We start from the raw sequence: 26385 nt of genomic DNA on the forward strand, positions 1-26385 counted from the left end.
GTTTACCACTCAATCCCTTCAACACTTTGTTTTTCATTATTGATCGTGACGCTTTCGATGTATCCGCTTTTAACTTTAATAATTTTGTCTGCCATAGGAGCAATTGCTGAATTATGTGTGACCAAAATAACGCATTTCTTCGTTTCTCTGTTTAAATCTTGCAAAGTCTTTAATACGGACTTACCAGTTACATAATCCAAAGCACCGGTTGGTTCATCACAAAGTAAAAGCAATGGATTTTTTGCAACCGCTCTAGCTATAGCAACTCTTTGCTGTTCGCCACCAGAAAGTTGTGAAGGGAAATTTTTGAGACGATTCTCTAAACCGACTTGGTGTAAAACCTCCTTTGCATCAAGAGGGTATTTACATACTTCGGTAGCAAATTCAACGTTCTCGAGAGCGTTTAAATTCGGAATTAAGTTATAGAATTGAAAGACAAAACCAACTTTCTCACCACGATAGTCTGTTAACTTTTTTTCGTTCAATCTTGTTATTTCTTGATTCCCAACAAACACTTGACCTGAAGTAGCTGTATCCATACCACCAAGAATGTTCAAAATCGTACTTTTACCCGCCCCACTTGCACCCAGTATAACGACAAATTCTCCCTCATAAATGGAAAAATCAACACCATCAAGGGCCTTGATTGGGACTTCTCCTATTTTGTATTCTTTCGTTACATTTATAAATTCGATAAGCTTTTTCATTTATTTCATCCCTTCATATCGTTTGTGGTCAACGTCAAGTAACTCTAAAATAAACAACGATTGTCGTATATTTTAGAGTACCAATTTTTCCGCTTCATTTTTTGTCAATACACGTTATCAAAAAACCATTGATCCTGGCAAAATAGTAGAAATTTAAAAGTGTTGCAAACGACGTTTTTTGTAGAAGTTTCACCTGTACTGAACATGATGGCACTACCTTCCTTGCAACTTCAAGATGTTTCCGTTGCGATTGCTGCTGTCATACCTCGGAATAAGTTTTGCCTAGAATCGACTGCCAGACGGTATATCTTTCTAATAATATATAAGCTGGCGAAATTAAATATATACATGTTTGGAAAAAAATACATTCCAAAACCACTAATTATTAATGAAGTTTAATTTGATTTCAACTTTTAGTAGACATAATAAAATTATCATAAAGGTGCTATTTCACCTAGCATTTTACTGCTCTAACTGTTCTTTCTTTAAATCGTCCATAAAAAAGCCACTCCATTTGCGATTAGTTACGTCACACGAAGCGGTTGCTTTTTCTTCGATATGTATAGCCATCCTACACGAAGAAGATTATTTTATTTTTCCGAAAAAACAGTTAATTCAATTGATGATATGGTATACTTTTCCTTATTAAATAAGGAGGTACAGGTCCAATGGTAAAAAAATAAAAATGAGAAAATCTAAAGTTATTTTTAAAATACACATGTAGATTTTCTCTTTCATACAATGAATATCTAGAGTAGAGGAGAAATAACATGTTAAATAAATTAAGTGATACTATTTATTATTTATCCCATCAAGATGATAGAGAACGACCAACTTTAGGATTGGTATGTGGTGAGCAGTACAGTCTAATTATAGATTCTGGTAATTCAACTCAACATGCTAAAGATTTTTTACTAGAAATCGAAAAACTAAATGTACCACCTATCAAATATTTGGTCATTACCCATGCACATTGGGATCATTTCCTCGGTATGAATGAATTTGATGCAACAGTTATCGTTAATAGTCAAACAAACGAACGATTAAAAGAATGGCAAATTTATAAATTTGATGATCATTCCCTTCTTGTTTATGTGAATACTAATCAGATGAGTGCTAAGGGTATGGAGATTATACAAACAGACATACCAAACCGCGAGAGTTTTAAATTGAACTCTCCGAATGTAATTTTTGAAAATACATTAACCATTGATTTAGGTAATAAAGTTTGCATCATTGAAAGAATTAAAAGTACTCATACAGACGACTCCACCATTATTTACATTCCAGATGAAAAGGTTATTTTTTTAGGTGATGCTGCATATGGTACAACTGCAAATTCCCTTTTTCACTTCAAGCAATCATTGTTATTGCCTATGATAAATGACATTCAAAAATATGATGCTAAAATGTTCCTACTTGGTCATGAATCAATCTGTGATTCTGATGAAATGAATCTTTATTGGGAAGAGTTAATAACCGCAAGTCGAGCTGTACAATCTACCTCACTAGAAGATGCTATCGAGTGCTTTAAGGTAGATAATAATAGGGATCCTAATGATAATGAATTATTTTTCATTCAGGCGTTTGTGAATGACCGTATAGTTCAATCATATTAATTCAATCAATTAGTTGCCACTTCATCTAATTGATGAGAGAGCTAAAAAATAACTCAGAAGTTCCTACGAACTCCTGAGTTATTTTTTTTATTTAGTTAAGGCCTTCATATCTGCCACGATCGTCTCAACTGGTACATCTGTAGTACCGTCATAATCCTTCACAACCATACCATCAGCATCCACTAAGTAGTAACTTGACATATGTACGACTTGATCAGAATTCGGATCGTTCTTTACTAATGAATTAAACGATTTCCTCGCAAACTGTTCAATATACTTTTGTTCATAGCCAGTTAATAGCTGCCATTTGCTTGCATCGGGCACTGAATACGTTTTCAAATAATTCGTTAAAACTTCTGGCTTATCAACCTCAGGATCAACACTAAAAGCTACAATTTGATAGTCTTCCACACCTTTATCTTGAAGTGCCTTTTGCACCTCAGTCATGTTATACGTCATTGGTGGACAAATGGAATTACAATTAGTAAAGATGAACATCGCTAACCATGGCTTACCTTTTAAGTCATTTAGGCTAATCTTTTCATTATTTTGATTTGTTACTGAAAAATCCTGTACTTCTATGTTCATTTCTGGTTCAAATTTATAGCTTCCACAAGCAGCAAGTATGCTACTTAATGTTAGTATCAATACGAGCATGACACTTTTCTTTTTCATTTATTTGCTCACTTCCCTTCAATTTACCATCGTTGTTAATTGTATAAATTAAAGTTGCTTAATACAAGATATGAGCTTATCATTTTACTTTTTATATCCATTCTATGTATGTTGTACAATTTTAGTATAATTAACCTCCGATTCATTCCAGATAATTCATACTTTTTTAAAAATTTTTTCAAAGCCGTTTTTTACTATTTCGGTTATTTCCCAAAAGAATGAACGATTGTTATATAACAAAGTTTTGTACCTTTCCACGTTCCTCCTCATCTGATGGTGGAATAATAAACCACTTAAAAATTCTCTTTCAAACTCGAATTTTCTACCACATTCAAAATTATCATTATTAAACTATTATAGGAATATTATTCTTATAGACAACACCATTCTCTTTCATACGGTTTTTTTCTACTAAACCCTTATTATTTCTATGTTATTTCCGCAATCTGTAAATGATTAAAAATTATAAAAACTCAAAATTTAGTATTGCATTATAAGAATATACCCCATAAAATAAGTGAATATAACGACGAATAGAAAAGAAATATGTCGTCTGAAACAGAAATATATCACTTTAGGGGGAATAATAATGGCAAATGTTTCTGAACACAAAAATATAGAATCAATTGATTATAATGCAATTGAAGCTATGGAATCGTTCAATAAGTTCGTAAAAAAGAAGAATACCTTCCTTTTCTCGATCACAGCAATTTTTTTATTACTTTATATTTTATTGCCTATCCTTGCTTTCCAACCTGTACTACAACAAAAATTCATCGGAAATATTACGGGTGTTTGGGTTTATTCAGCTGGATTATTCATTATGACAATTGTTCTTTGTACAGTATATGTAAAAAAAGCAGCTTCATTCGATAAAGCTGCCGCAGCAGTACTAGCTGAGTATCAGGCGAAAGGTGGAAAATAAATGAACTTAGTATCCGTTGGTTTCTTCTTAGCAATCGTTGGTTTAACACTAGTAGTAACATATATCGCAGCGAAGCGTACGTCTTCAGCGGCTGATTTCTATACAGCTGGCGGTGGTCTTAAAGGCTGGCAAAACGGCTTTGCGATCGCTGGTGACTATTTATCAGCAGCTGCATTTCTAGGGGTGTCCGGTGCGATTGCATTAACTGGTTTCGATGGTTTCTTCTTCTCTGTAGGCTATGTAGTAGCTAATTTAGTTCTTCTTTATGTAATTGCAGAACCTATGCGTAACTTAGGTCGATATACTTTAGCAGATATGCTTACTGCCCGCTTTAATGAAAAACGCATTCGTGGCGTTGCAGCGTCAGGAACAATTATTATCGTCATCCTTTATATGATTGCACAATTAGTAGGTGCAGGTGCTCTTATTAAACTATTATTTGGTATTGAGTACTGGATTGCAGTTTTAATCGTAGGTGTTATGATGACTACTTATGTTTTATTCGGTGGCATGACAGCTACTTCTTGGGTGCAAATTATTAAAGCTAGTCTTCTTTTATTCGGGACAGGCGTATTAGCTACATTAGTATTAATGAAGTTCGACTTCTCTCTAATGAAAATGTTTGATACGATTGCCACGGATCATGGTGAGAAATTCCTTGTTCCAGGGATTAAATATACAAGTACGATCGACTCTGTTTCAATGATGATGGCACTTGTATTAGGTACATCTGGGTTACCACATATTTTAATGCGCTTCTTTACAGTGAAAGATGCTAAAACTGCGCGTTCTTCTATATCATGGACAACTTGGATTACAGCTATTTTCTTCTCACTAACTATTTTCTTAGGCTTTGGTGCATTAAATTTTGTAGGGATCGATAAAATTCTTGCTGAAAGTAAAGCTGGTAACACTGCAGCCCCTCTTCTTGCTAATTATTTGGGCGGTGATGTGTTAATGGCATTTATTGGTGCAGTAGCATTCGCAACTATTTTAGCGGTAGTTTCGGGCTTAGTTTTAACAGGAGCTTCTGCCATCTCCCATGATATTTATGGTGAAATCATTAAAGGTGGTAAATTAACAGAAAAGCAACAAGTTGTAGCAGCTCGTACTGGCTCTATTTCTATCGCGATTGTATCTATTATCCTTGCGTTATTTGCGCAAAACTTGAATGTATCATTTTTAGTATCCTTTGCATTTTGTATCGGTGCTTCAGCAAACTTACCAGTTATTCTTTACACAATTTACTGGAAAAAATTCAATTCAACGGGTGCAATATCAGCGATGGTAACTGGTTTAGTATCTTGTTTAGTGTTAGGTGCTATGGGGCCTAATGTATGGAGTCCTGTTGAAGGTGCAGCCATTTTTGTTGGTAATCCTATCGTTCCATTAGCCGTTCCAGCGGTTATTACGATTCCACTTGGCTTTATCGCAGGTTATTTAGGTTCTGTCCTTTCTTCTAGTAAAGTACCACAGGAAGAAGCAGAACGTATTTACAAGGAAATTCGCGTTAAAGCAAACACTGGTGTATCCGTTTCTGATATCTCTCACTGATTCATTTTTGACATCCAAATTATTGAAAAAACATCTACCAATTATCCTATCAATATTAATAAAAAAACTCGATTTTTCATCGAGTTTTTTTATTTTTCACTTCGAAATATTTCCCAATTTACTTATCTAGCAATACTATTCTCTTTCAAAAAAAATGAGAAAAGAAATGATTTTCACTAAATAAACAGTGTTTATTTTTTACAAAAAACCATTTCTTTTTTTAATTTTTTTCCATATTCCTCGCTCGAAAATCTAGAATTGACCTACCTCTGTATATTTATCAGAATTTTCTAAAACCCCATTATTTCTTAACTTCGGCACGTATATTCTCTTTCAAGACTTTTTTTCACGAAAATTATTTTTTCATAATTTTTCTGAAATGTATTGCAATTTTGTGAACTCTCTCATAAAATGAAGATGTGAATTCACTAATCTAGCAAAATCAAGTCTTTAAGCAGTAAAAATAAACACAAAATGGGGAATGTTAATGGGGAACAATAAAGCTAGCAAAAGTGTCGTGATTGACTATGATGCGATTGCAAATCAAGAATCATTTAAAGCACTTGTTCGAAGGAAGAATTCATTTCTGTGGTTAATGACCGCGATCTTCTTAGCAGCGTATATGCTGCTACCAATTCTGACTTCGTACACGAAAATACTACACCAAAAGGCATTTGGGGAAATCACTTGGGTGTGGGTATATTCAGCGGGACTTTTCATTATGACTTGGGCATTATGTCATTTATATGTAGCAAAAGCGAATAGCTTTGATAAAGAAGCAAAGGCAATTATTGCTGAGTACGAGAATGGAGGTGGCCGCCGATGAATAACGGGATGAGTTTAACAGCCATATTCTTCTTCGTATCCATTGTTGGTTTAACATTAGTTATTACATGGTGGGCATCAAAACGAACTTCATCTGCAAGCGATTTCTACACTGCAGGCGGAGGGTTAACAGGCTGGCAAAATGGACTAGCCATCGCAGGTGACTACTTATCAGCAGCATCTTTCTTAGGAATCGCCGGTGCAGTTGCATTATTTGGATTTGATGGATTCTTCTTCTCTATCGGTTATTTAGTAGCTTACTTAGTGGTTCTATACATCGTCGCAGAGCCATTACGTAATCTTGGTAAATTCACATTAGCTGACATGATTACAGCGCGTTTTGATAGCGCTAAAGTTCGTGGTACAGCAGCTTTAAGCACTATTACAATTGTATTATTCTACATGATTGCACAACTAGTTGGTGCAGGAGCACTTATTCAATTACTTTTAGGAATTGACTATTGGATTGCCGTTTTAATCGTAGGTTTTATGATGACGACATACGTACTATTCGGTGGTATGACTGCAACATCTTGGGTACAAATTATTAAAGCTTGTCTTTTAATGATAGGTACAGTAATTATTTCATTCTTAGTATTAAAAGAGTTCGGCTTTAGTATTGCAACGATGTTCAAAGAAATGGGAACTGCAACTGATAGCGGTGCTGCTTATTTGAATCCAGGTCTTAAATATTCAAATGGTATTGATACTATTTCAATGTTAATCGCTTTAGTATTAGGTACAGCTGGTCTTCCACATATCCTAATGCGCTTCTTTACAGTAAAAGATGCGAAAACAGCTCGTTCATCAGTTATCTGGGCTACTTGGATTGTAGGTATTTTCTATATTCTTACAATCTTCTTAGGCTTCGGTGCAGCTAAATTCGTTGGTAAAGAAGATATTATTGCTGCAAACGCTGCTGGTAACATGGCGGCTCCACTTCTTGCGGAAGCACTTGGTGGCGACATTCTATTCTCATTCGTATGTGCTGTAGCATTCGCAACAATCTTAGCGGTAGTAGCTGGTCTTGTACTTTCTGGCGCATCTGCCCTATCACATGATATTTACGGTCAAATTATTAAAAAGGGCAAAATTACAGAGAAAGAGCAAGTACTTGCAGCTCGTATCGGTTCCATTACAATCGCTGTTATTTCAATCCTTTTAGCACTCGGTGCACAAACATTAAACGTAGCATTCTTAGTATCACTAGCATTCTGTATTGCAGGTTCAGCTAACTTACCTGTAATCATCTATACGATCTACTGGAAACGTTTTAATACAGCTGGTGCTATAACGGCAATGTTAACAGGTCTAATCTCTGCTTTAGCTCTTGTTGCTGTTTCACCAAATATTTGGAATCCAGTTGAAGGAAAAGCAATTTTCGTAGGTGATCCGTTAATTATGTTAACGAACCCAGCAATCATCTCAGTTCCACTTGGCTTCCTTGGAGGCTTCATCGGAACAATGCTTTCTAAGGAATCAGATGATAAGAAATATCGTGAAGTGGATGTTAAAGCGAATACAGGTATTTCTGTACAGGACGTATCTCACTAATAATACGATAACCGCCTCGTAAGTTAACACTTACGAGGTTTTACTTTTTCTTCCTTATTCGGTACTATATTTACAAATGACAGTTGGGGGTAAAAACACATGACAAACTCAAAAGCAAAAAAGAAACGTATGCATGTAAAGCGTACTAAAGGGAAGGACGTTGAAAAAAATCGTCAAAATTCCCCTTTCAGTACACATGAGCGTGTGACAAAAACGAAAAAAGAAAGCATTGATCAGAATTTTACAAAGCACAAAAAACACAACCACATTGAGGATTGTTAGTGGTTGTGTTTCGCTCTAAAGTTTTACTCATTTACAGCCCCCATTTAATTTTCTTCATGAACGTTACCATTAAGAATACCAAGCATAAGAATGTCCACCATTTCCTGCATAGTATCTTGAAGTGAAATTATATTTCTGCTTTTGGATGCATGATCCATCAATCGATAAAGCCCTCCAATATAGACTTCTATAAATATCTCTTTATTAAAGGGACGTATTTGATTTGCGACAATCCCTTCATCAATTAACAAAATGATGCCTGTCCATTGTTCATGAATAAATTGATCGACTGTTTCCCTTTGCTTTGGATAATAACGTTGAAGCTCCTCTAAATATTGGAGCTGAGCAAATGTAAAATCAGCTGGAATTAATACAAGACATTTCTGTAGCTTTTCTAGAAGATTTAACGTTGAATCATGCAGTATTTTATTTTCTTTCAACTTCAATTCATTGATTGCTAGATCAATCATGTCATTGAGTAATTCTTCCTTTGATGGATAGTAACTATACAATGTTTTCGTGCTCATACCTAGTTGCTTTGATAAATCCCCCATCGTAAATCGGAATCCTTTTCGTTCATCTTCATTTATTGATACTTTTAAAATTCTATCTTTCAACATGATCACCTGCTTTCAGGAAAATGAAAAAAGTTTTATATTTTCCTTGTTATCCATTTAATGAAAGAATCGAATGAAAATAATGTTAAGATTGCACAATTAAAGTTAAATACTTCTAACTCACATACCCCCGTCCTGTTTTGGTTGGGGGTGAAAAAAAGTTTTATTCAACAATCGCTCCCGTTTTAGTTCTGGAATTTTAATTTGAAATTACCTTTTGTATCTGTTCATTAATATTTACCTTAGTTAATCCCCCGTGGTAACAAACCACAGATTCAATGTCGAGGTCTAGGTATTTCTTCAAAGAGAGTCGAGCTTCTTTTAAATCCAGTACGGTTGGGATATGAATTCCCCCAATTACTCCGTCTACACTGTACATCGAATCCCCGGCAATCAGTGTTTTAGTTTGTTTCAAATATAGGCTAATATGACCAGGAGTATGCCCCGGAGTATGAATGATACGAATCCCTCCACAATACGACAGTTCTTGGCCGTCATTCAAGGTATCATTCACTTTCCCTGTCGGTGGATTCTCTATGTGCCCGTCTTTTAGAAGAGGTAAATCCCCCTGTATATAAGGCTTATCTAGTTCGTGAGCATAAACTTTAATATTCCTTCCACGCTCCTGTAATATCTCAGGAAGACTTCCTATATGATCTATATCCTGATGCGTTAAAATGATAACTTTTAGTTTGTCGAACGACACACCTACTTTTTCCATTGCCACGCGTAAATCTTCCATTTGTCCAGGGAACCCAGTGTCAATTAAAACAGCCATTTCTTGATCCCATAATAGAGTGGGATGAATAATATTTCCGTGAAATTCAAGTTGGAGCATCTCTACTCCCTTAGAAATTTCCATACTTTACACTCCTTTATATTTAGATTTTATTGGCAAAATACTAGGTTTTGTTAGATTAATTACGCAGTATCACTAATAACTCATTATCACTGCTTCAATATAATATACCGGAACAAAATCTAGTGGGTTAATTTTTAACATCCTGAAGAACATTCCCCTTCCCAAAAAACAACTTCCGTAATGTTTCGAAATTAACTAAAACTGTTCCTACAATAATTGTCAAAGTTCCTATACCTGTTAGCCAAGAAATATATTCATGATAGAAGGTAGCACCTAGTAAAATGGCAATCAATGGTGAGATATACAGCCATGTAGAAGGAAAAACTGGATTTGTCCGTGAGACAAGCCAATAATAAATGCTATGGCCGATCATTGAACCAAAAATAGTTAAATAAAGAAGAGAGCCAATTGAAGCTGGACTTAAAAGATAATCAAGCTGAATGTTCTCCGTAAAAAATGACAAAATGATTAATAAAATCCCACCATGCATCATTTGCGCTGCATTTAAAGCAATTGGTGATGTCGTATCAAATTTTTGGGTTACATGCTTCGTATAAATCGTTCCAAATGCGTAAATAACTTCACCTAATATAACGGCGAAACAACCAACCATCCAAAAGGGACTAATTTCAATTGAAAAACTAGGTAAGATTAAAAGCGTGACACCAATGACTCCGACGACACAACCAATGAATGATTGCCAATTTCCTTTTTGCTTTAATATGAATGTCTGAATAGCTATGATGATCATTGGACCTGTAGCAGATAAAACAGCTGCAATCCCTGATGTTACATACTGTTCTGCCCAGTATAATGCAGCGAACGTCCCAAAGGTTAAACCTACGCCTGTAAAAAACATCTCTTTCCGAAATAATAACCAAATTGTCGTTTTTTCTCTCCAAATCATAAAACTAAATAGTAGCAAACCAGCAATGAAAAAACGAAATCCAGCTGATAAAAATGGGGGCAATCCTGCATCTACACCGATTTTAATCGCTAAAAATGTCGTACCAAAAATCAAACACATGAAGAAATAATTAACAATTACCATATAACACTCCTCCTCTTTTTCTATCATAAAAGAAAGACAGTAGAACAGATTGAAAAAGATAGAACAGATTAGCTTGGATCATGGTACAATCGTCTTGAATAGGAGGAATCGATGTGAGTAAAGCGATTCAAAATGGAGACTATCTTTTTAAGAAAGTTTACGATTATGTACTGCACAGGATAGAACGTAAAGAATGGAAAGAACATGAAAAGATTCCCTCCGTCCGGCAATTAGCATCTGACATGAATGTTCATCGATTAACTGTATTAAAGGCTTATCAATTATTGAAACAGCATGACAAAGTTTATGTAAAAGATAAAGCAGGCTATTTTGTCCAATCAAAAGTGACGAAAAATCTTGAATATCTAGTTCCGGACAATCCAATTGTTTCTGCATACGTACAAAAAAATCATTTATCTGAAATCCATCAAACACCCGTTTCCTATCATTTTTCTCAGGCATTAATTGATCCAAATCTTTTACCTAATCACTATTTTTCAGATTACGTGAAGAAAGTGTTTGACCTTTATCCAAAATTACTTGCAACCTACTCAACTGTGCAAGGTGATTTAGAGCTACGCGAAACACTCACTCAATATTTTATTAATCAGTATAAAACTCATCTAGATGCAGATGATCTGTTAATTACTTCTGGCTCACAGCAAGCGATTCACTTAATCGCTCAAACTTTCATTAAGCCAAGAGACGTCGTATTATTTGAACGCCCAAGCTATAGTGCTGCGATTGATACTTTTAGAGCACAAGGAGCACAGATTGTAACGGTTGATATCCAGCCAGACGGGTACGATTTACAGCAGGTCGAATTATATATGAAACAATATAAACCACGCCTATTTTATCTCAACCCAACATTCCATAACCCGACTGGTTATACTGTTTCAGTTGAGCAGCGAAAAAAATTAGTAGAATTAGCTGAACAATATCGATGTCTATTAATTGAGGACGATGCCTATCACGACATATATTTTGATCATGCCCCTCCACCACCAATTTACACATATGATACTGCGGGTACAGTCATTTATATCCGAAGCTTTTGCAAATATATCTCACCTGGTTTGAGAATTGCGGTAGTTTTTTGTCAATCATCGTTAATGAATTCACTACTAGCAGTAAAATCGTTAGCTGATAATGGATCTCCACTTCTCAATCAAAAGATTTTTCTCCATTACTTTTCATCAATAAGATTGCAGCGGCACTTGGAGAAAATCCGGATTGCCCTTCAGATTCGAAAGGAAATCATGGAGGAGGAGCTAGCAGTAACAGATTGGAAATGGACCAGTCCAAAAGGCGGTCTTAACTTATGGGTAGAACTCCCAGATAGAATTCCGACTGAATTATTATTATCCAAATGTATCGAACAATCTATATCCTTTGTGCCAGGTCAAGTTTGTGATCCATTAAAACAACCATCATCCTGGATACGTTTAAGCTATTCTTATGCAAATGAAAAACAACTAAGTGAAGGGATAAAAAGGTTTGTTGCAGTGGCACAATCTCTTTCTAAGTGAGGGAAGGGTCTTGGATTAAAGGTTTTACAAAGCTATACCAGGGTTTGCCTTCCTATTTTTCTATGCAAAAGTTGTGTTTATAAATAGAGCCCTTTTTAATCTTTCGCTAAGTGGACGTTCCAAAGAACACCTTCGTAACTGAATGTGGGCTATCATGATTCTAAAAAAACACAGCCACTCTAAAAGAACAGCTGTGTTTTTTGCTATAAATTATAAAATATTGTCGTATTTCTTGTAATGATACGCGCCGCTTCCTGTGTTGTAAGCCCCTTTATCGAGGCGATAACCTCTATGGAATGATCCATCATCCAAGGAGATGTTTGTTTATTATCAAAAGGACCTTCGAACGGCCAAGGTCCATCTGTTTCTACCATCATTAGCTCGATTGGGTATTTTTTGATTAGTTTTTGAATGTCAGCCTCATACGTACAATCAGGCGTCACAGAAATGAAATACCCATTATGAATCATCCGTTCAACTACTTCATCATCGCCTTTAAACCAATGGAAATGCGCTTTCGTTATATGATGTTTTTCTAGCAAATCACAAACAATAGCCGCATCCTCATAAACAGCATGTAAGACAATCGGTTTATTGAACTCCTTTGCCAATACAATAAACCGTTCTAACAAAGCCACATACATACTATCATCAATAGCCTTCTCCTGCCTCAAATAATAAGGCAACCCTACCTCGCCAATTGCCACCATGTCATGAGCGTGTTGACGTATCCACTCGAATAATGCCTCTTCCTCTGCAGCACTAAGTAACGATTGTTCAGGATGAAAGCCAAACGCCGCCTTTACTTTAGCATAGGCTTTCGACAGCTTCAACGTCTTCACGCATGACGGTAGATTCATGCTTACGGCAATGACATGTTCCGCTTCTTCTAGCAAAGTAGGTATGTCATTTTCCTTATACTGATCTAAATGAATATGTGCATCAATCAACATTCGCCTCATCCTTTTCTTCTTTTAAATACGAGAATATCTGTTGCTTCAAAGCCGTAAATGAAGCGGAATGGCGAATTTCTTCTTGTCGTGGCCTTGCAAAAGGTACGATTATTTCCTTTTTCATCGTCGCTGGCCGTTTTGTGAGTACAATAATACGATCAGCTAAAAACAGAGCTTCCTCAATATTATGTGTAACGAACAATATAGATTTTCGATATTTCTCCCAAATCGATAATAGCCACGCTTGCATTTCAAGCCTTGTAAACTCATCCAGTGCAGAAAACGGTTCATCTAAACATAAAATAGGCTTATTACTGACAATTGCACGAATAAACGATACCCGTTGTTGCATACCACCCGACAGCTCATTGGGATATGCATTTTCAAATGCTGCGAGCCCCACTTTTTCTAACCATTCCCTCCCAACGTTGACATTAGGTTTTCCGTGAAGCTCCTCGACCATCGTGACGTTTTCTATAATCGTCCGCCACGGTAATAAACATGGCTGCTGAGGCATATAGCCAATCATTCCTCTTGTTCGCTGAATGTCTGCACCATTTAATAAAATAGCACCCTTATCAATTGAAGAAACACCACCAATTAATTGAAAGAGTGTACTTTTTCCACTACCTGACGGACCTATAATCGCCACAAATTCCCCGTCCTTCACCTCAAAAGATAAATTACGGATGACTGGAAGGGAATCAAAGGATTTATCAATGTTTTGAATGCTTAGCATGGTGTCCTCTCCCCTTCACAACAAGTTTTTCTAGTAATCGAATAGCACTAAATAATAACAAACTTAAAAATACGATAGCAAAAATTGCTACAAATACACGATCCGTTCGAAATGAAGATTGTGCCAACGTCATGTAGACACCAATCCCCATTTTCGCACCTAACCATTCCGCAATAACAGCCCCCATGACACTATAAGTGGCCGCTATCTTAATGCCTGAAAAAATCGCTGGATACGCATAAGGCCATTCTAGCTTCCAAAAGGTTTGTGCTTTTGTTGCACCGATCATCTCAAAATAATGCTTTAGCTCAGGCGAAGTTTGACGAAAGCCGTCCATTGCCGAAATAACAATAGGGAAAAAGCACACAAGACAAATAATAATGAGCTTTGGCAATAAACCAAAGCCAAACCAAATAATTAATAAAGGTGCGAGGACGAGCACAGGGACATTTTGCGACATAATAAGAATTGGGTAAAATAACTCCCTTACTAACGTAAAACGATGTAAAAGTACGGCAACCGTTAGCCCACATAAAATCCCGATTGCAAGACCTAGAAGTGCTAATTGAATTGTCGCGAAAGCATGCGGCACAAACGTTTCATACGATTGAAAACCTTCTTTCAAAATGGCACTCGGTGCAGGCAAAAGCCAATGTGGAATAGCAGCAAAACGGACAATTAGTTCCCATATGAATAAGAGGAAGGCGATAAAAATTATCGTCCTTCCTTGTTTAACAGCCTTCTTCATTACTTGTATTTCTCCGTTAGCGTATCCATTGTAATACCGGATGGCTGATATAAAATTTTCACTTGCGTAATGACATTCATTGCGCCAAGCTCGACCATCTTGACATTCATTTTTTCAATAATTTGCAGCAAAGTCGTAAGGTCGCCTTCTATTGTGGTTTCTAATGGATGAACTTCATATTTCACCCCTGAAGCGTCGATCACTGCAATCGCTGCATCGACAAACGGGATCACATCTTCATAGTTTTTAGTTTTCGGGATAATTTGTACACTTATTAAAGAGTTTGCCATATTACTTTGTCTCCTTTTTCGGTAAAAAGTCGTTTGTAAATGCTTGTTTAGTGTTAAATTCGCCCTCTAATACTTTATTATCGGCCATCCATTTCGCGTAGTTTTCCCAGACAGCTAGTTTTTGCTCGCCCCATTGTGCAGCGTCGTCTTGATATTTATCTGCTAGCCATTCCTGACTTTTATGAACAAGATTCTTATCTAAATCAGGTACCGCTTCTAGTAAAATGTCAGCTGCTTCATTTGGATGTTTTATCGCATATTCATAGCCCTTTGCTGCAGCAACGACAAATGCTTTTACCGTCTCAGGATTATCCTGAATCATTTTTTCATTTGTAGCAAGTACAGGTGTGTAATAATCTAACTGCTCACTATAATCTGTTAAATAAAGCATGTTCAGCTTTTCGCCACGAAGTTCTGCTTCAATACCTGTCCATGCATAATAAATCCATGCAAAATCAATATCTTTTTTCATCATAGTGAAGAAATCTAAATCGCCTGCATTAACGATATCTAACTTATTAATATCGGCATTTTCTGTTTGCATAAGTGATTGTAGTACAGCCTTTTCAAGCGGTGCACCCCACCCACCGTATGTTTTCCCTTCAAAATCCTTTGGTGACTTAATACCTTTTGATGCAGTAGATGCGAAGCCAGAAGTATTATGTTGTATAATCGCTGCAATCGATACTAAAGGTACATCCTGCACACGAGCCTGTGTAATCCCTTCCTGATAGCTTACGCCAAACTGAGCCTTTCCTGATGCTACAAGCTGATCAGCACCCGTTTCACCAGGTAATAAAATATCAACATCTAAGCCTTGTTCCTTAAAGTAGCCAAGTTTTTCCGCTACATATAAACCCGTATGATTTGTGTTCGGTGTCCAATCAAGAACGACCGATACTTTTGTTAATCCTTTAGCATCCTTTTTAGCCTCTTTTTCGCTACAGCCCACTAATGTTAAAAGTGCAACCATCAAGACCAATAACCATTTTTTCATGCTGAATCCTCCAAGTAAGTAGTGTGAAAGTGTTCATGAACGAATGTCTTTACCAGGAGAAAACAAAAGTCTGAAAACATAAAAAACGCCTAGGATTCCTCCCAGACGTTTTACAATCAGTATCAAAAACTTTCTTTTTTGAATAGATGTTCCCTACGCTGGTACGAGCCAAATCAGGTTCAAAGGGTCAGCGTCTATCGGACACAATCTCAGCTGGCAACTACCAGCCCCCCTACATTCTTTCCATATGAACTTTTCGATGATTATTATACCCATATCAATCCGTAAATGACAAGGGTCTGTTTACCGATAGTGCTGAATAATGATAAAACACCCTTATTTCTAACCATCTTCTGAAATATATTTTTCATTCACACCAAATAACTGCTAGGGCCCTTCATTGTAGTATAGCTATAAAATTCAAAAAATTCCCTCAACATATTGACAATGGAAACATATTACAATAAAATTTGATTGACCAATCAATCATTTATTATGGAAGGAGTATTTAACATGGAAACTAAACTTACTAATGATGAGAAAAAGAAAAGAAAAAGATCTACTATCCTAAACGCTGCCATTAAATTATATAGTGATACTGGTTTTGCAGAGACAAAAGTTGCCGACATAGCAAAGGAAGCGGGTGTAAGCTTTGGTACCGTATTTACGTATTTTGATTCAAAAGAAGCACTTTATGAATCAACTATTTTGGAGCCATTAAAGGAAATCAAACCTTATTTTATTGAGTTAGGAGAACACTTTAAAGGCGGGCCTCTTGAAGTTGTGAAGCAAATGATAGATTGTCATGTACAACTTTTTTCAATGAGAAGTGAATACTTACGTCTAATTCAGCAGGTACTTGCAAGACCTGATCGTTTCCCAAAACTTTTTAAAGAACTAGATGATTTCGTAAAAGTATTTAAAGATAGTATTTATCCGGTTATTGAAGAAGGTCAAAGGCTTGGTTACTTTTATGAAGACTCACCTTCATTAATTGCTGAGTCATACTTTTCCATCTTAAATGGAATGCGTTTAACATTTATTGATGAATATACAAACGTGATGCGGAAGGATATAGCGAGACAAGCCCTGAGATTATTTGGGCCTATCACAAATAAATAAGCCCCCAGCCAGCACTTGTAGACAATATTTTATTAAATAGGAGTGATTATATGAAATTGAGAGATATTCATCCGAACATCAAACTTCGCCTTGTCATGCAATTTCTAGGCGGCCTTATTTCTATGGCTGTTATCCCTTTTCTAGCTATTTATTTTACTCAAAATATCGGAGCTACTAAAACGGCTATTATTCTTATAATGATTGTCATTAGTGGTGTCATTGGAAGGTTTATCGGAGGACATATTTCAGATAAAATTGGCCGAAAAAAAATAATGATTTATTCTGAAATTGGACTATTGCTTTCGTATCTGTTTATAGCTCTTTGTAATTCCCCTTGGTTTAACCTCCCTTATATTTCTGCAGCATTCTTCATCATTAATATGTTTTGTGGAGGCATGTTTCAGCCAGCTGCACAAGCTATGATGATTGATGTTACTAATTCTGATTCGAGAAAGCTTGTATTTACAATTAGCTACTGGTTAGGAAATTTATCAACGGCAATTGGAGGAATCGTTGGAGCATTTCTTTTTAAAAACTACTTATTTGAGCTATTTATTGGGATTTCACTGATCTCTTTGTTATCTGTACTTATAACTGTATTCTTTATCACAGAAACGTATTTACCAGAACCTTCACCTAAGTCTTCTAAACATAAGAAAAAATCTTCATCAGTAGAAATGCTTCAAACTTATTCAACCGTTTTAAAAGATAAGCTATTTATGTTTTATATTTTAGGAGCAATCTTGATCTTTACCTTGGAACAGTCTTTATCAAACTATATTGGGATTCGTCTCGAAAAAGATATACCTCAACATTCAGCCTCCTTGTTTGGGATAGATTTCATAGTAGATGGTACAAAAATGCTTGGTTTTCTTCGAACTGAGAATACTATTCTTGTAGTTATCCTATCAAGTGCTGTACTATTTTTATTAAAAAAATGCAGTGATCGCTGGACTCTTGTTACAGGAATGTTGATCTTTTCGATATGTTTTAGTGTCTTTGCTTCTTCAAATAGCGTATTGATTCTGTTTATTGCCATGTTTTTTGGGACAATTGGTGAGCTGATGTTTGTACCTATTAAGCAGGCGATGATAGGAGAACTTGCCCCATCTAACGCTCGTAGCACCTATATGGCTTTTAATAGTTTAACTACCTATGGAGCAATGATTATAGCTTCTTTATTGATCATCATTGGAGAATGGATTCACCCTATATATATGAGTGGTTTGCTCCTTATCCTAGGATTAACTGGTACATTTTTGTACTATATAGTAACAAAAACGCTATACGCTAAAATTAGTGAAAAGAATGATAGAAAAGTACTTGTTTCTTAATTATGCCTCTGCTCGATATAATTGTTATCCGTGCGGAAAGCAAAGCGACAGCAACAACAAGTTTGTGTCCTTTTTTAATACTTATCTGATGTAATTTTAGGCAACAACAGATAGAGAACCTTCTGTTGGAATGCCGCACTTCTTAATTCACTTAATTCATTTGTTGGCATCATTTTTATACACCTCAAATTTCTTTAAAAGATTACGTAATTTTAACTAAAAAACCCAAAAAGATTAAAATTTCTATTAACTTTAAGGGATTCAATTTAAAAAGCCCAGCTATCACAAGGAGCTGGGCTAGAAAACTAATTTTATTTCTCTTCTTTTTTGACCGCTAAGACATGTGAAATGGCACCGTCAGTAGCAATATCTACTTTAAAGGAGCCGTTGGAATGTCGATCTGCTCGAGTTAATGCTTGTACATCAAGGGACTCTTGCACACCTTTTTCCGTTTCAATCATTAGTTGTTCCCCATCAGTGACCTTGACTACAGCCACGATTCGATGTGGATTCGCTTTTAACTCTGTTAATACTTTTAAGCCGCGTTTTGCACGACTTGTCATTTCTACTTCGGCAACATTCATTTTCTTCACAGCACCGCGCTGCGTAACAATTGCCACATAGGACGTTGCATCTGGCGGTAAAACATTGATGCCGACTAATGCTTCTCCGTCTTTCAGTGTAATTCCTTTGACGCCACCTGTTTTTACACCTGTTACTGGTAATTCCTCGATTGGGAAACGAATTGCATAGGCAGTATCTGTCGTTAACATTAGTTCTACCTCGTCCGTCACAATACTTGCAAAAATCATTTCATCGCCTGATTTGACATTCATCGTTTTTATCGGCTTCGAATAGCGTGTTACAGCATAATCTGCTACAGATGAGCGTTTAATTTGTCCATCTTTCGTAGCTGTTAATATATACGTATTAGGCTGTTCGAATGTCTCAAAACCATATACAGCAATAATAGATTCATCTTCTCCGGTCGGCACAATACTTGAAATATGCTGACCAAGATCCTTCCAACGAATATCAGGTAGCTCATGGACAGGCTGATAAATATAATTGCCTCGATTTGTGAACAGCAGTAGATGATGCTGTGTATTTAAATTTGCTTCATACAATAAATAATCGGAATCCTTCATTGCAAAATCCTGACCATTTGAGGCTGCATGTGATCGTGTAGATGTTCGCTTAATATAGCCATCCTTTGTAACAGTCACTACGACCTCTTCACTTGGTACAAGGACATCTAACGTAATTTTAATTTCTTCAATTTCTTGCTCGATTTTTGAGCGACGTGGCTCTGAAAAGCGCTTTTTAATGTCGAGCAATTCTTGTTTAATAACACGTACAAGCTTAGCTTCACTATTTAGAATTCCTTCAAGCTTTGCGATCAGTTTGTTTAGTTCATCCTGTTCATTGCGAAGCTCTGTAATATCTGTATTCGTTAAACGGTATAATTGCAAGCTCACGATTGCCTCAGATTGAACTTCTGTAAAGTCAAACTTCACCTGTAAATTCGTTTTTGCATCTCGTTTATCATTCGACGAACGAATCGTTGCAATAACTTCATCTAAAATAGACAATGCCTTTATCAAGCCTTCAACTATATGCGAACGATCTTTAGCCTTTTGCAAATCATAAATAGAGCGGTTCGTCACGACTTCCTTTTGATGGGTAATATAAGAATCCAGTAACAATGGCAATGTCATCATTGTCGGACGACGATTATGGATAGCGATCATATTAAAATTATAGGCTACTTGTAAATCAGTTGTTTTAAACAAGTACTGTAAAATCCCTTGTCCTGGAACATCTTTTTTCAGTTCAATGACAACACGTAGGCCGGTACGATCTGATTCATCGCGAATTTCGGCAATTCCTTCCAGTCGTTTATCCACGCGCTGCTCGTCGATTTTCTTCACAAGATTTGCTTTATTGACATCGTACGGTAATTCCGTAATAACGATTTGCTCTTTGCCACCTTTAATTGGCTCCACGACTGCTTGAGCGCGCACAATAATTTTACCGCGTCCAGTTTCATATGCCTTTTTAATACCGTCGACACCTTGAATAATCCCACCTGTTGGGAAATCAGGACCTTTAATAACGGTCATTAATTCATCAACAGTGGAGTTTGGCTTATCTAAGCGCATAAGAACACCGTCTAGTACCTCATCAAGTGCGTGAGGTGGGATGTCTGTCGCATAACCGGCCGAAATCCCCGTTGAACCGTTGACTAATAAGTTCGGGAAACGAGCTGGTAAAACAGTCGGCTCCATATCCTGATCATCAAAGTTTGGTACAAATTCAACGGTTTTCTTGCCAATATCGCGGAGCATTTCCGCTGCAATAGCAGAAAGTCTTGCCTCTGTGTAACGCATCGCTGCCGGTGGGTCACCATCAACCGAGCCGTTATTCCCATGCATTTCAATAAGCATATGGCGCGCCTTCCAATCCTGACTCATGCGCACCATTGCTTCATAAACTGAGCTGTCACCATGTGGGTGATAATTACCGATAACATTACCGACAGTTTTGGCTGATTTACGGAATGGTTTATCGTTCGTATTGCCCTCTGTAAACATCGCATATAAAATACGTCGTTGCACAGGCTTAAGACCGTCACGTGCATCAGGCAACGCGCGGTCTTGAATAATATATTTACTATAGCGACCAAAGCGGTCACCCATTACTTCTTCTAACGGTAAATCTTGATACTTTTCCGTACTACTCATGCTTGGTCCTCCTCTTGTTGGATGAATTCATTTTCTAAAATATTTGAATCATCCTCCATACCGAAGTCTACATTCGCTTCGATCCATTTACGGCGTGGCTCTACTTTATCGCCCATTAATGTTGTCACACGTCTTTCAGCACGTGCACCATCTTCAATTGTTACACGAATTAATGTACGCGTATCAGGGTTCATCGTCGTATCCCACAACTGGTCAGCATTCATCTCACCAAGACCTTTATAGCGCTGTAATATGTAACCCTTTCCAACTTTTTTAATGGCCGTTTGTAAATCATTTTCGGTCCAAGCATATTCAATCACTTCTTTTTTACCAGTGCCTCTTGATATTTTATAAAGCGGTGGTAATGCAATAAATACCTTACCAGCTTCGATCAAAGGTCGCATATATCGATAGAAGAACGTTAGCAGCAACACTTGAATATGTGCTCCGTCCGTATCGGCATCGGTCATAATAACGACTTTGTCATACGCTGCATCCTCGACCGAGAAATCTGTTCCGACGCCAGCACCAATCGCATGGATAATCGTTGAAATCTCTTCATTTTTCATAATATCCTGAAGCTTTGCTTTTTCAGTATTAATAACTTTACCACGCAATGGTAAAATCGCTTGGAACGTACGATCTCGCCCTTGTTTTGCAGATCCTCCTGCAGAGTCCCCTTCGACTAAATACAGCTCGTTTTTCGCCGCATTTCGCGATTGTGCAGGTGTTAATTTTCCGGAAAGAATCGTACTTCCTTTTTTGCTTTTCTTGCCGTTTCGTGCATCTTCACGTGCTTTACGAGCAGCTTCGCGTACTTGCTGCGCACGAATAGCTTTACGCACAAGAGATGCAGACAGTTCAGCGTTTTCTTCGAGCACATATAAAATTTGCTCCGAAACAACACTATCTACCGCCGAACGTGCCTCACTAGTTCCGAGCTTACCTTTCGTTTGACCTTCGAATTGTAGTAAATGCTCTGGTATACGAACAGAAACAATCGCAGCTAAGCCCTCACGAATGTCTGTCCCTTCAAGATTTTTATCTTTATCTTTTAATAGGCCAATTTTTCGCGCATATTCATTGAAAACACGTGTTAACGCAGACTTGGCACCTGTTTCATGTGTACCTCCATCACGAGTACGAACATTGTTAACAAATGAAAGAATTGTTTCTGAGTAACCATCATTGAATTGGAAGGCGAATTCTACTTCAATATCGTCTTGAATCCCTTCCACATACTTAACAGGATGCAGGACATCCTTCTCCTCATTCAAATAAGCAACGAAAGCTTCAATGCCGTTCTCATAAAAGAAAACATCACCTTTGCCTTCCTCGCGTTCATCGATTAGTTCAATTTTTAAGCCTTTTAATAAAAATGCGGACTCTCGTAAACGTTCTGCAAGCGTATCATAATTGAATTTTGTTACAGAGAATATTGTATCATCTGGTAGAAAATGTACATGTGTTCCTGTCTGTTTTGTTTGTCCTATTTCTTCTAATGTTGTAACAGGATGGCCACCATTTTCAAAGCGTTGACGATACTTTTTACCGTCACGATGAATCGTTACTTCTAAAAAAGTGGATAAAGCATTTACAACAGAAGAACCTACACCATGTAAGCCACCACTTGTTTTATAGCCACCTTGCCCGAATTTACCACCAGCATGTAAGACAGTAAAGATAATTTCGGGAGTGGGTTTCCCCATCTTATGCATACCTGTTGGCATTCCACGGCCGAAGTCTCGAACGCTGATACTTTGATCTTTATGAATAGTGACACTGATATGAGAACCAAAGCCAGCCAGTGCTTCATCCACCGCATTATCTACGATTTCATATACAAGGTGATGAAGTCCACGGCCATCTGTAGAACCGATATACATGCCGGGTCGTTTTCGTACCGCTTCTAATCCTTCTAATACTTGAATGGCGTCATCATTATAGACGCTTGGTGACTGTTTATTCGCCAAAAAATTCCCCTCCAAAAAACAAAACGCATGTTCTATTTATGTTCTCTTCCTAATAATAATAGCATTTCCTGTCAATAGCTAGTGACAGACCGAATAAATTTTTAAAATTTCCTCACAGCTTTGTCGTTTTAAGCATGTTACCGGAAGAAAAAGTTGCAATATATGCATTATTATGTATTCCTAACTATCCTATTCCCTTGACGCAGGATCATAAACATTAGTTCCATAAATAAAACAACATATGGCTAACTTCTGGTCATTTCTTTCATTTCAAAACGATGCCGATCGGTATAGGTTTTGGTCTTCTATACAGAAGCATTTGAAAATCCACTGCAAAATATACAGTACATCATAGCTTCCTTCTGTCTATTTGAAAATTCATACTAACTTACTCTAGAAATTAAAGATAGACTTCTATTCTACCAAAGGAATGGATGATTGACAAAATTGCCTTTTTACCTATATTTTTAGAAAGGGCTTTCATACTGCCAACATGAATCATGTCAATAAGCCTAACATATAATCAAATACATGTTAAAATCCTTGAAAAATAGTTATCTTTTATAATGAATTCAAGATACACGAAGAAATCTCCTTCATGTCATTGTAGATTGTAGAGAAAAAGTGTAGAATATTTATTACATATTATTAGTACCAAGTAATAATCAATGAATGAAAGGAGTCCAGCTATGCTAAATGGACTTATTATTTTATGTGCTTATCTAATCGGCTCTATACCTTCGGGATTATGGGTAGGCAAAATTTTTTATAAAACGGATATTCGTGAACACGGAAGTGGAAATTTAGGTGCGACAAACACATTTCGTATTTTAGGCAAAAAAGCGGGATTAGTCGTAACAATTATGGATGTCTTAAAAGGTACAGCAGCCGTATTACTTGTAGCTCTTCCTGTCTTCTCTGACGTCTCCATTCACTCGCTAATTCTTGGACTAGTAGCCGTTGTTGGTCATATGTTCCCTATCTTTGCAGGTTTTCGTGGTGGGAAAGCGGTGGCAACATCAGCAGGCGTTCTCTTAGGTTATTCATGGCCTCTATTTATCTTACTATTTATCGCTTTTGCTGTAACATTAAAAATAACGAAGATTGTAAGCTTAACTTCGATGATTGCCGCTTTAGTAGCACTTATTTACTCCATCGTTTATTATTTTGTTACAGGTGATTTTGCGTTAGGTATTTTAGTAGCTTGTTTATTTACCTTTATCATGTATCGTCACCGAGCAAATATTGCACGTATTAAAAATGGTACTGAACCAAAGGTAAAATGGCTGTAACAAAGAGAGGAGCATTCTAATGAATATCACACTAACAGATGAAGCCCTACAATGGTTTAAACAAGAAATGGAAGTAGAATCCGGAAATACGATTCGTTTTTATGCTAGATATGGTGGTTCCAGTCCTTTTCACGAAGGCTTTTCTCTTGGTATGACACGTGAAGAACCAATCGAAATTGGTGTAAAGACAGTTATTGACGATGTGACCTACTATATTGATGAAAAAGATTTATGGTTCTTCAATGACCACAATTTAAATGTAGATGTGGATGCTACTAATGACGAACTAAAATATACGTATACAAAATAAAGCAGTGTTTCCTTTCTTTATACGAAAGGAACACTGCTTTTTTCTATGAAATCACTTCCAACCTTAGTTTATCTTCTCTCAAAGTTGTACATTCTAAATTTATGTAAAAACTTGAGGAGGAAAGAACATGTCTATTTCTAAAATTGCTGATACCTCCCAAAACAACGACCAACTATATAGTTCTCTTTCTCAAAATTTAAAGTTGATTAAAAACACACTGGGGAATAGCAATGACCTTGTCATACGAGAAATAACGATTGGAAAAGCTGAACAATATACGTTAGCAATCATTTATATAGATGGCTTATCCGATAAAATAAGCATTTCTAATTCTGTGATTGATAAACTAATGCTTGATATTGGAGATAATCAAGATACAGAAATAGAAAAAATGATTCGATATTTGAAAGATTCTTGTTTAACAGCTGGCGATGTGAATGATATTTTCCATTTTTCAGCACTGTACAATTCTATTTTAAAAGGTGATACGGTCATTTTATTAGATGAATCTTCAACTGGTATTGTGACAAGTACACAAGGTGCAAAAGATAGAGCCGTTATGGAACCAGCCACAGAGTCTGTTATTAGAGGACCAAGGGAATCTTTTACGGAAACATTACGTACGAACACGGCCCTGATCCGTCGGAAAATTAAAAGTCCAAATCTTTGGATCAAGACCCGGATTGTCGGTGAAGTAACAAAAACGGAAGTTGCAGTTATGTATATCAATGACATTGCCAATGAGAAAATAGTAGTAGAGGTTCTAGCCCGATTAGATCGTATTAATATTGATGGTATTTTAGAAGGCGGCTACATCGAAGATTTTATTCAAGATAACAAATTCACTATATTCCCTACTATTTATAATTCTGAACGGCCTGATGTTATTGCTGGTGAGCTATTAGACGGTAAAATTGCTATTTTAGTGGACGGTTCACCGTTTGTTCTCGTTGTGCCAGCATTATTTACATCCTTTTTACAATCAGCTGAAGATTATTATCAGCATTGGATGATCAGTTCACTTGTACGCATTTTGAGATTTTTTGGAATTACCCTTGCCTTAGTGGCACCATCGCTTTACGTAGCAATCACCACCTTCCATCAAGAAATGCTACCGACTCCGATGCTAATCAGTATTGCATCTCAACGTGAAGGAGTTCCCTTCCCTGCCGTTGTAGAGGCACTCATTATGGAAATTGCCTTTGAGGTGTTAAGAGAAGCCGGTCTTCGAATGCCAAGAACAATTGGACCAGCCGTGTCCATTGTTGGAACATTAGTAATCGGTCAAGCTGCTGTAGAAGCAGGCGTTGTATCAGCCGTAATGGTCATTATTGTGGCCTTAACAGCCATTTGTAGCTTCTTGTTCCCTGCCTATGGCTTATCCAATACAGTTCGTGCTCTTCGTTTCCCATTAATGATTGTGTCAGCAATCGTTGGATTATTTGGTTTGATGTTTGGCCTGATGATCATCCTACTACATTTATGCAGCATACGAACTTTCGGTGTCCCATATTTAAGTCCATTTGGCCCATTAATTTTAAAGGATCAAAAAGATGCACTTGTGTTGTTCCCACGTAGAGCTTTATTGACTCGACCACGCTTAATTAGTGACAAAAACACTGTCCGAGGTCATAAATATTTTAATACGAAAAAAAGGAATCAAAAGAATGTGTAAACGAG

General features: G+C 36.8%; 24 protein-coding genes and 1 riboswitch. Of the genes, 12 read left to right on the plus strand and 12 right to left on the minus strand.

Going from position 1 to position 26385, the window contains the following annotated elements:
• Window positions 1-2: 2 nt before the first annotated feature.
• Window positions 3-707 (minus strand): ABC transporter ATP-binding protein, encoded by a 705-nt coding sequence (locus ABE34_RS05180; RefSeq protein WP_197140923.1) that lies wholly within the window; start codon window positions 705-707, stop codon window positions 3-5.
• Between the two features lie 770 nt (window positions 708-1477).
• Here ABE34_RS05180 and ABE34_RS05185 point away from each other — a divergent pair.
• Window positions 1478-2326 carry an MBL fold metallo-hydrolase gene (locus ABE34_RS05185; RefSeq protein ID WP_197140925.1) on the plus strand — a complete coding sequence of 283 codons (849 nt, stop codon included), beginning with the start codon at window positions 1478-1480 and terminating at the stop codon, window positions 2324-2326.
• Window positions 2327-2413: 87 nt separating this feature from the next.
• Here the strand turns inward: ABE34_RS05185 and ABE34_RS05190 are convergent, their stop codons facing one another.
• The gene (locus ABE34_RS05190; RefSeq protein ID WP_197140927.1) at window positions 2414-3001 is read right to left on the minus strand and encodes an SCO family protein; all 588 of its coding nucleotides are present in this window, start codon (window positions 2999-3001) and stop codon (window positions 2414-2416) included.
• A 589-nt stretch (window positions 3002-3590) separates the two neighbouring features.
• Here ABE34_RS05190 and ABE34_RS05195 point away from each other — a divergent pair.
• The 5 genes from ABE34_RS05195 to ABE34_RS05215 all read left to right on the plus strand — a co-directional run bounded on the left by ABE34_RS05195 (window position 3591) and on the right by ABE34_RS05215 (window position 8141).
• Window positions 3591-3926 carry a DUF485 domain-containing protein gene (locus ABE34_RS05195; RefSeq protein WP_079561867.1) on the plus strand — a complete coding sequence of 112 codons (336 nt, stop codon included), beginning with the start codon at window positions 3591-3593 and terminating at the stop codon, window positions 3924-3926.
• The gene (locus ABE34_RS05200; protein ID WP_197140929.1) at window positions 3927-5480 is read left to right on the plus strand and encodes a solute symporter family protein; all 1554 of its coding nucleotides are present in this window, start codon (window positions 3927-3929) and stop codon (window positions 5478-5480) included. It abuts the gene before it with no gap.
• A gap of 487 nt (window positions 5481-5967) precedes the next feature.
• Window positions 5968-6306, plus strand: coding sequence for a DUF485 domain-containing protein (locus tag ABE34_RS05205; protein WP_197140930.1), 339 nt, complete (start codon window positions 5968-5970; stop codon window positions 6304-6306).
• Between the two features lie 8 nt (window positions 6307-6314).
• The gene (locus tag ABE34_RS05210; RefSeq protein WP_197141016.1) at window positions 6315-7859 is read left to right on the plus strand and encodes a solute symporter family protein; all 1545 of its coding nucleotides are present in this window, start codon (window positions 6315-6317) and stop codon (window positions 7857-7859) included.
• A gap of 99 nt (window positions 7860-7958) precedes the next feature.
• Window positions 7959-8141 (plus strand): hypothetical protein, encoded by a 183-nt coding sequence (locus ABE34_RS05215; RefSeq protein ID WP_197140931.1) that lies wholly within the window; start codon window positions 7959-7961, stop codon window positions 8139-8141.
• Between the two features lie 44 nt (window positions 8142-8185).
• Here the strand turns inward: ABE34_RS05215 and ABE34_RS05220 are convergent, their stop codons facing one another.
• The 3 genes from ABE34_RS05220 to ABE34_RS05230 form a co-directional block, all read right to left on the minus strand.
• The gene (locus tag ABE34_RS05220) at window positions 8186-8761 is read right to left on the minus strand and encodes a TetR/AcrR family transcriptional regulator (protein WP_241747009.1); all 576 of its coding nucleotides are present in this window, start codon (window positions 8759-8761) and stop codon (window positions 8186-8188) included.
• Window positions 8762-8957: 196 nt separating this feature from the next.
• Window positions 8958-9620 carry an MBL fold metallo-hydrolase gene (locus ABE34_RS05225; protein ID WP_197140933.1) on the minus strand — a complete coding sequence of 221 codons (663 nt, stop codon included), beginning with the start codon at window positions 9618-9620 and terminating at the stop codon, window positions 8958-8960.
• A 127-nt stretch (window positions 9621-9747) separates the two neighbouring features.
• On the minus strand, window positions 9748-10671 hold the full coding sequence (locus tag ABE34_RS05230; protein WP_197140934.1) for a DMT family transporter: 924 nt from the start codon (window positions 10669-10671) through the stop codon (window positions 9748-9750).
• Between the two features lie 113 nt (window positions 10672-10784).
• Here ABE34_RS05230 and ABE34_RS05235 point away from each other — a divergent pair, with 113 nt between their 5' ends.
• Entirely contained in the window at window positions 10785-12203 is a 1419-nt protein-coding gene (locus ABE34_RS05235; RefSeq protein WP_197140935.1) for an aminotransferase class I/II-fold pyridoxal phosphate-dependent enzyme, read from the plus strand.
• 203 nt (window positions 12204-12406) lie between these two features.
• Here the strand turns inward: ABE34_RS05235 and ABE34_RS05240 are convergent, their stop codons facing one another.
• The 5 genes from ABE34_RS05240 to ABE34_RS05260 are packed head-to-tail and all read right to left on the minus strand — an operon-like array spanning window position 12407 to window position 15930.
• Window positions 12407-13156, minus strand: a complete 750-nt coding sequence (locus tag ABE34_RS05240; RefSeq protein WP_197140937.1) for a TatD family hydrolase — start codon at window positions 13154-13156, stop codon at window positions 12407-12409.
• Complete coding sequence (locus ABE34_RS05245) at window positions 13146-13895, minus strand: ABC transporter ATP-binding protein (protein WP_197140938.1); 750 nt, start codon at window positions 13893-13895, stop codon at window positions 13146-13148. Before ABE34_RS05245 ends, ABE34_RS05240 begins: the two co-directional genes overlap by 11 nt.
• Window positions 13873-14643, minus strand: a complete 771-nt coding sequence (locus ABE34_RS05250; RefSeq protein ID WP_197140939.1) for an ABC transporter permease — start codon at window positions 14641-14643, stop codon at window positions 13873-13875. The genes ABE34_RS05245 and ABE34_RS05250 overlap by 23 nt, the downstream gene beginning before the upstream one ends.
• The gene (locus tag ABE34_RS05255) at window positions 14643-14933 is read right to left on the minus strand and encodes a thiamine-binding protein (RefSeq protein WP_197140941.1); all 291 of its coding nucleotides are present in this window, start codon (window positions 14931-14933) and stop codon (window positions 14643-14645) included. Before ABE34_RS05255 ends, ABE34_RS05250 begins: the two co-directional genes overlap by 1 nt.
• A gap of 1 nt (window position 14934) precedes the next feature.
• Window positions 14935-15930, minus strand: a complete 996-nt coding sequence (locus ABE34_RS05260) for an ABC transporter substrate-binding protein (protein WP_197140942.1) — start codon at window positions 15928-15930, stop codon at window positions 14935-14937.
• 133 nt (window positions 15931-16063) lie between these two features.
• Window positions 16064-16174, minus strand: a riboswitch (TPP riboswitch).
• 269 nt (window positions 16175-16443) lie between these two features.
• Here ABE34_RS05260 and ABE34_RS05265 point away from each other — a divergent pair.
• Window positions 16444-17052, plus strand: a complete 609-nt coding sequence (locus ABE34_RS05265; RefSeq protein WP_197140943.1) for a TetR/AcrR family transcriptional regulator — start codon at window positions 16444-16446, stop codon at window positions 17050-17052.
• A 50-nt stretch (window positions 17053-17102) separates the two neighbouring features.
• Window positions 17103-18386 carry an MFS transporter gene (locus ABE34_RS05270; RefSeq protein ID WP_197140945.1) on the plus strand — a complete coding sequence of 428 codons (1284 nt, stop codon included), beginning with the start codon at window positions 17103-17105 and terminating at the stop codon, window positions 18384-18386.
• Between the two features lie 311 nt (window positions 18387-18697).
• Here ABE34_RS05270 and parC read toward each other — a convergent pair whose 3' ends face one another.
• On the minus strand, window positions 18698-21130 hold the full coding sequence (gene parC, locus ABE34_RS05275; protein WP_197140946.1) for a DNA topoisomerase IV subunit A: 2433 nt from the start codon (window positions 21128-21130) through the stop codon (window positions 18698-18700).
• Window positions 21127-23103, minus strand: coding sequence for a DNA topoisomerase IV subunit B (parE, locus tag ABE34_RS05280; protein WP_197140947.1), 1977 nt, complete (start codon window positions 23101-23103; stop codon window positions 21127-21129). The genes parC and parE overlap by 4 nt, the downstream gene beginning before the upstream one ends.
• 689 nt (window positions 23104-23792) lie before the next feature.
• Between parE and plsY the strand changes: the two genes are divergently transcribed.
• The 3 genes from plsY (at window position 23793) to ABE34_RS05295 (ending at window position 26380) form a co-directional block, all read left to right on the plus strand.
• A complete protein-coding gene (gene plsY / locus ABE34_RS05285; protein ID WP_197140949.1) occupies window positions 23793-24395 on the plus strand; it encodes a glycerol-3-phosphate 1-O-acyltransferase PlsY in 603 nt (200 codons plus the stop codon).
• Window positions 24396-24414: 19 nt separating this feature from the next.
• Window positions 24415-24705, plus strand: coding sequence for a HesB/YadR/YfhF family protein (locus ABE34_RS05290; RefSeq protein ID WP_197140950.1), 291 nt, complete (start codon window positions 24415-24417; stop codon window positions 24703-24705).
• A 127-nt stretch (window positions 24706-24832) separates the two neighbouring features.
• Window positions 24833-26380: a spore germination protein gene (locus ABE34_RS05295; RefSeq protein ID WP_197140952.1), complete on the plus strand. Its 1548-nt coding sequence runs from the start codon at window positions 24833-24835 to the stop codon at window positions 26378-26380.
• Window positions 26381-26385 lie beyond the last annotated feature (5 nt).

Origin of the sequence: Lysinibacillus sphaericus, assembly GCF_015844675.1 — a bacterium.
GTDB classification, from domain to species: Bacteria; Bacillota; Bacilli; order Bacillales_A; family Planococcaceae; genus Lysinibacillus; species Lysinibacillus sphaericus_E.